The sequence below is a fragment of the Rhizobium sp. WSM1328 genome, from assembly GCF_057653715.1.
On record NZ_CM172788.1, the window covers coordinates 4409001 to 4415000 of the forward strand.

6 protein-coding genes (1 of these 6 cut by a window edge) are annotated in these 6000 nt (G+C 62.9%); 1 reads left to right on the forward strand and 5 read right to left on the reverse strand.

The annotated features are described in order from the left end of the window. Positions 1–39: 39 nt before the first annotated feature. Positions 40–723: a L,D-transpeptidase gene (locus AC2444_RS21810; RefSeq protein ID WP_012759588.1), complete on the reverse strand. Its 684-nt coding sequence runs from the start codon at positions 721–723 to the stop codon at positions 40–42. A gap of 179 nt (positions 724–902) precedes the next feature. Between AC2444_RS21810 and AC2444_RS21815 the strand changes: the two genes are divergently transcribed. Beyond that, positions 903–1397, forward strand: a complete 495-nt coding sequence (locus tag AC2444_RS21815) for an MmcB family DNA repair protein (RefSeq protein ID WP_012759589.1) — start codon at positions 903–905, stop codon at positions 1395–1397. A 23-nt stretch (positions 1398–1420) separates the two neighbouring features. Here the strand turns inward: AC2444_RS21815 and AC2444_RS21820 are convergent, their stop codons facing one another. The 4 genes from AC2444_RS21820 to lhpI form a co-directional block, all read right to left on the reverse strand. Beyond that, entirely contained in the window at positions 1421–1999 is a 579-nt protein-coding gene (locus tag AC2444_RS21820; protein WP_012759590.1) for an ActR/PrrA/RegA family redox response regulator transcription factor, read from the reverse strand. 67 nt (positions 2000–2066) lie between these two features. Continuing rightward, positions 2067–3395 (reverse strand): ActS/PrrB/RegB family redox-sensitive histidine kinase, encoded by a 1329-nt coding sequence (locus AC2444_RS21825; RefSeq protein WP_012759591.1) that lies wholly within the window; start codon positions 3393–3395, stop codon positions 2067–2069. A 23-nt stretch (positions 3396–3418) separates the two neighbouring features. Next, positions 3419–5884 (reverse strand): ATP-dependent helicase HrpB, encoded by a 2466-nt coding sequence (gene hrpB, locus AC2444_RS21830; protein ID WP_012759592.1) that lies wholly within the window; start codon positions 5882–5884, stop codon positions 3419–3421. After that, positions 5881–6000, reverse strand: the end of a protein-coding gene (gene lhpI, locus AC2444_RS21835; RefSeq protein WP_012759593.1) for a bifunctional Delta(1)-pyrroline-2-carboxylate/Delta(1)-piperideine-2-carboxylate reductase. Its footprint extends 828 nt past the window's final position; the window shows 120 of its 948 coding nt (coding positions 829–948); the start codon falls outside the window, past its right edge — the gene reads right to left on this strand; its stop codon occupies positions 5881–5883. The genes hrpB and lhpI overlap by 4 nt, the downstream gene beginning before the upstream one ends.

Below are 6000 nucleotides of genomic sequence, written 5' to 3' on the forward strand. Positions count from 1 at the left end.
GTTCCGGCGGCCTTTTTTATACCGAATTCGGCAATTAGCTTATTGAATGACGACGACCTTGGACGTGCCCTTGCCGGGACGAACGCGGCTGTAGAGATCGATGACGTCCTGGTTCATCAGGCGAATGCAGCCCGAGGAAGCGGCGGTGCCGATGGAGGCCCATTCCGGCGTGCCGTGCAGGCGGAAGAGCGTGTCTTTACCGTCCTCGTTGAAAAGATACATGGCGCGCGCGCCGAGCGGATTGGTCAGCCCCGGACCCATGCCGTCCTCGACGTACTTGGCGAGATCAGGACGGCGGACGGCCATTTCCTTCGGCGGGTGCCAGTTCGGCCATTCCTGCTTCCAGGCGACGTAGGCGGTGCCGGCCCATGCGAAGCCCTGCTTGCCGACGCCGATGCCGTAGCGCATCGCCTTGCCGTTGGCCAGGATGTAATAGAGGAAGCGCTCGCGCGTATTGACGATGATTGTACCGGGGCGCTCGGTGGTCTGGTAGCTGACGACCTGACGGCGGAACTGCGGCTTGACCCTGTCGATCGGGATCGCCGGCAGGGAGTATCCGGCATCCTTCGTCACGCCGTAGGCGTCATTGAAGATCTGTGCTGTCTGTACCGTCGGGCCTGCGCCCTTGTCGTCGACGGATGCGCTGTCTGATGTCGTAGAGCAACCGGCCAGAGCGAGCGTCGCCAGCAGGCCAAATACAGGGAATGCATTGCAGATGCGCATGGATGACTCTTGAAGTTTTGGGGCAAGGAGAACGGTCTTTCGACCATCGTTGATTATGGTTTATTTTCGATTAACTTGCGCTTTGCAAGGCTACTGCAGCGCGACAAATCCGTCTGCCGCGCAAATTAGAAGCGCATGGTTTTTTTGCAACAACACGCCAGCCCCTCTGATGGTTATCCATGACGATTTTGAGCGTTTACAATAACAATCCGTTAATCGATGGCCGGCAATCGGACAGGGCCATGATGGTGCGGCGTGGAACGCAGATATTGCTGCATGAAATGCGCCACGCCGTGCTGCCCGAACTGCCGCTGGCCAGCGGCCGCCGCGCCGATCTGATCACTCTTTCGGAAAAAGGCGAGGTCTGGATCATCGAAATCAAGACCTCGATCGAGGATTTCAGGGTGGATCGCAAATGGCCGGAATACAGGCTGCATTGCGACCGCCTGTTCTTTGCGACTCACCAGGATGTGCCGCTGGAGATCTTTCCCGAGGAATGCGGACTGTTCCTGTCGGATGGTTATGGCGCCCATATGATTCGCGAGGCGCCGGAACACCGCATGGCGCCGGCCACGCGCAAATCCGTCACGCTCAACTTCTCGCGTGCTGCCGCGCAAAGGCTGATGATGGCCGAATGGGCGAACGGAAAACCGTTCACTGTGGACGACGTCTAATTATAAGCGCGCGAGGTGCGCGTCTATTTCGGCGCGCGTTTGGCAAGGATACGCTGCAGCGTCCGCCGGTGCATATTGAGCCGGCGCGCCGTTTCGGAAACATTGCGCTCGCACATTTCATAGACTCGCTGGATGTGCTCCCAGCGCACCCGGTCGGCCGACATCGGATTTTCGGGAAGCTCAGCCTTTTCACCCGGCCGCTGTGTCAGCGCCGAAAACACATCGTCGGCATCCGCAGGTTTTGCAAGATAATCGACGGCGCCGAGCTTCACGGCCGTGACCGCCGTTGCGATATTGCCGTAGCCGGTCAGCACGATGATCCTGGTGTCGTCGCGCCGCTGGCGGATCGCCTCGATGACGTCGAGCCCATTGCCGTCGCCGAGCCGAAGGTCGACCACCGCATATTTCGGCGGCCTGCCTCTCGATTTCGCAACGCCCTCCGCTACTGATTCGGCCGTCTCCACTTGGAAGCCGCGCGTCTCCATCGCCCGTGCCAGGCGGCGCAGGAACGGCCCGTCGTCATCGACGATCAGCAGGCTGGCGTCGGGACCGATATGATCCTCGTCCGACGCGGTGAAATTGTCATGATTCTGTTCTGTCATCGTCTCGGCCCCGGCGGTTGAACGCCCGATCTGCGTCAACCGCTATATCCTGTTTATGCCGACAAAGTCATTTTGTCGAATTTGCGTCGATCAGCATGCGTGGCCATTCGATTCGGATGCGCGCGCCCGCACTTTCCGGATCGCGGTTCTCGAAAATCAGCGATGCGCCGGAGCGCTCCAGCAGCGTCTTGGCGATGAACAGCCCGAGCCCGAGGCCGCCAGCCGTATCCTCTTTCTGCCGCTTCGTCACATAGGGCTCGCCGATCCGCGTCAGAATGTCAGGCGCATAACCGTTGCCATCGTCCTCGATGACGATCAGGACTTTGTCGTGATCGTGCTCGACAGTCACGATCACTTTCTCCCGCGCATAATCGACGGCGTTTTCGATCAGGTTGCCGAGCCCGTACATGATGCCGGCATTGCGGTCGGTGACCGGCTCACCCTTGCGCGGGCTCTTTTCGATGAGCTCGAGAGCGATACCGAATTCTCGGTGCGGGGCGACGATCTCCTCGATCATCGACGAAAGCGGCAGCCGGCGCATATGTGCCTCGCCTTCGGAGGAAAGCGTCGTCAGCCGCCGCAGGATGTCGCGGCAGCGTTCGCTCTGGCTGCGCAACAGCATGACGTCCTCGCGGAAACGATCGTCATCCTTGAGTTCCCGCTCCATTTCCTTGGCGACGACGCTGATCGTCGCAAGCGGCGTACCGAGCTCATGGGCGGCCGCGGCCGCCAGCCCATCGAGTTGCGACAGATGTTTTTCCCGCTGCAGCACCAGTTCGGTCGCAGCCAGCGCATCGGCAAGCTGGCTCGCTTCCATCGAGACCCGATAGGCATAGAAGGCGGCGAATGCCATGGTCGAGGCGATCGAGCACCAGACACCGAACTGCATGACGTTGTGGACATTGATTTCGACCCCGTCGAACCAGGGCAGCGGGAAGGGCGAAAAGGCAAGCACCGTGATGCAGACCATCGCAAAGCCGATCAGCGCGGTGCTGTAGCGGATCGGCTGCGAGGCAAAGGAAATGATAACGGGCACGCAGACGAGCGCGGCGAAAGGATTGGCAAGGCCGCCGGTGATGAACAGCAGCGCGCAGAGCTGCAAAAGGTCGAAGCCGAGCAGGGCAAAGGCGGCTGGCGGTTCCAGCCGATGCGTCGGTGGATAGCGGATCGTCAGGTAAAAATTCACCCAGGCAAGGGCGGCGATCAGCGAAGAGCTGGCAATCAGCGGCAGGGGAAAGTTCAGCCAGAAGGCAACGATGAAAACCGTCAGCGCCTGTCCGCCGACGGCAAGCCAGCGCAGCCGCACCAATGTCTGCAGGCGCAGCCTGCGGCTGTTGTGCCGGTCCTCCAGTGTATAGCCTTCCGTGTTGTCGATCATGCCAGGCTTGTCGATCATGCCGAGGGCTCCTTGAACGGCCCTCATGTACCACGCGGTTTTGCCCGTGTCGTCGGCAACGCATCCTCCGGCCGCTCCGGCCAGGGATGCCGGGGATAGCGCCCGCGCATATCAGCACGCACATCCCTCCACGAGCCGGCCCAGAAGCCCGGCAGGTCGCGTGTCGTCTGGATCGGCCGGTGCGCCGGCGAGGTGAGCTCGAGCAGCAGCGGCAGGCGGCCACCGGCAATGGCAGGATGCTGCCTCAGTCCAAACAGCTCCTGTACGCGGATCGTCAGCACCGGCTCCTCGCCCTCATACTGGATCGGATGCCTTTGGCCGGTCGGCGCTTCGAAATGGGTTGGCGCAAGCCGGCTAAGGTCGCGTTGCAGCTCATGCGGTACCAGCGACATCAGCCCGTTCGAAAGCCCGGCTGCGGAAATCTCGGAAAGGCCGCGGGCCTCGGTCTGAAAGGGTGCGAACCACTCGTCCAACCGGGAAAGCAGGGCATCATCGCCGACATCGGGCCAGGGCTCGCCGATCGTCCGGTGAAGGAATCCAATCCGCTCGCGAAGCTGCATGGCCTCCTTCGAGAAGGCAAGCTGATCGAGCCCGAGTTCGCGTACCCCGTCCACCAGCGCCTGGGTGACTGCTGCCCCGGACGGGCGCGGCAAAGGCGTCTCTTCGAAGACAATCGCACCGAGCCGGGTTGCCCGCCGCGCCCGGATTTGCCGGCTCTGTCGGTCGAAGAATATTTGGTCGTCGGTTTTGATCTCACCGGGCAACTCGGCTTCGATGTCGCCGCGTGTCACCTCGGCTGCCGCCAGAACTCGCGCCCGCGCCGCCCGTCCGGTCAGGTCGGCAATCACCAGCATCTGGCTGCCGGCCAGCCTCTCGGTTTCGGGCAGCTCCGCTCCGCGGCCGTTCGCCATCACGAATCGGCCGCGCCCGCCGCGCTGAATCGCTATTCGATCCGGGAACGCATGCAGCAGCAACTGGCCGGCAAGCGCCGGCGCCGTTGAGGCAACGCTGTCGAGGCCGCTCGCCAGCCGTCCTGCCAGCCGCCTTGAAGCCTCCGCTCTCTCGCCCCGCTCGGCCTTGAAGCGTCGCAGCCGCTCCTCGATATCGATACTCGTTCCGCCAAGCCCCTGTTCGGTGAGAAGCACGGCGATCATCGCCGCATCGCGTGCGTGTCCCACTTCTCCCGCCGAGACGACCATGGCGGCAAGCCGCGGCGGCAAAGCGAGATCGCGCATCACCTTGCCACGCGCTGTCAGCGCTCCGTCCTTGTCGAGGGCGCCGAGCTGGCCGAGCAGAACCCGCGCCTCCCTCAGCGTCGTTTCCGGCGGTTGATCGACGAAGGCAAGCGATGCCGGGTCTTGAACGCCCCAATGTGCGAGGTCGAGCACCAGCCCCGAGAGATCGCTGGAAAGGATCTGCGGCGGGGTGAAGGCCGGCAGTGCCGCTGTCTGTCCCTGGTGCCACAGCCTGACGGCGATGCCCGGTTCCGTTCGTCCGGCACGGCCCGCCCGCTGATCGGCGGAAGCCCGCGACACGCGCACCGTCTCCAGCCGTGTGATGCCGGTCGACGCCTCGAACACCGGCAGACGCTGCAAGCCGCTGTCGATCACGATCCTGACGCCGTCGATGGTGATCGACGTTTCGGCGATCGATGTCGCAAGCACGATCTTGCGTGTCCCCTGGTATGCTGGCCGGATCGCCGCATCCTGCTCCTTCTGGCTGAGATTGCCGTAAAGGGGGGCAATCAGCGTCTCGGCTCCGAATCGCCCCTGCAAGCGTTCCACGGTCCGGGTGATTTCCGCCTGGCCGGGCAGGAAGGCGAGAATCGAGCCGGCCTCATTGGCATGGGCATCGAGTATCGCCCGCGTCACCGCATCCTCGATGCGTTCGCCGCCCGGCCGATCCTGGTAACGGATATCGATCGGAAAGCTGCGCCCCAGGCTTTCGATGACAGGTGGATGGTCGAGCAGCGCGGCCACGCGTTCGACGTCGAGGGTCGCCGACATCACGAGGATACGCAGATCGTCGCGCAGTGCCGACTGGACGTCGAGCGCCAGAGCGAGTCCGAAGTCTGCGTCCAGTGAACGCTCATGGAATTCGTCGAAGATCACCACCGAGACACCGGTCAGTTCCGGATCGTCGAGGATCATCCGGGCAAAAACCCCTTCGGTCACCACCTCGATGCGTGTCGCGGCCGATATCCTGTTGTCGAGGCGCATGCGGTAACCGACCGTCCCGCCGACCTGTTCGCCGATGAGCGATGCCATCCGGCTTGCCGCTGCCCGCGCCGCCAGCCGACGTGGCTCCAGCAGGATGATCTTGCCATCGCCGCGCCAGGCCTGGCCAAGCAGGTAAAGCGGTACCAGCGTCGTCTTGCCGGCGCCGGGCGGGGCGGAAAGAACGGCGCGTTTTTGCTTTTCCAGCGCAGAGGCGACGGCCGGCAGGACATGTGAAACCGGAAGCTCCGGCAAGGATGCACTGATTGTCACTTTCGGCCCGTCACTGTCTCATAGGCAAGAATGGCGCCGGCGAGATCTTCCAACGCCGCACCCACCGACTTGAACAGCGTGATTTCTGCGTGATGGCTTCGGCCGCCATGGGCGCC

Bases quoted from the DNA above. Each gene is read 5' to 3' on its own strand.
- AC2444_RS21810 (WP_012759588.1), bottom strand. From the start codon at position 723: ATGCGCATCTGCAATGCATTCCCTGTATTTGGCCTGCTGGCGACGCTC.
- AC2444_RS21825 (WP_012759591.1), bottom strand. From the start codon at position 3,395: ATGATCGACAAGCCTGGCATGATCGACAACACGGAAGGCTATACACTG.
- AC2444_RS21820 (WP_012759590.1), bottom strand. From the start codon at position 1,999: ATGACAGAACAGAATCATGACAATTTCACCGCGTCGGACGAGGATCAT.
- AC2444_RS21815 (WP_012759589.1), top strand. From the start codon at position 903: ATGACGATTTTGAGCGTTTACAATAACAATCCGTTAATCGATGGCCGG.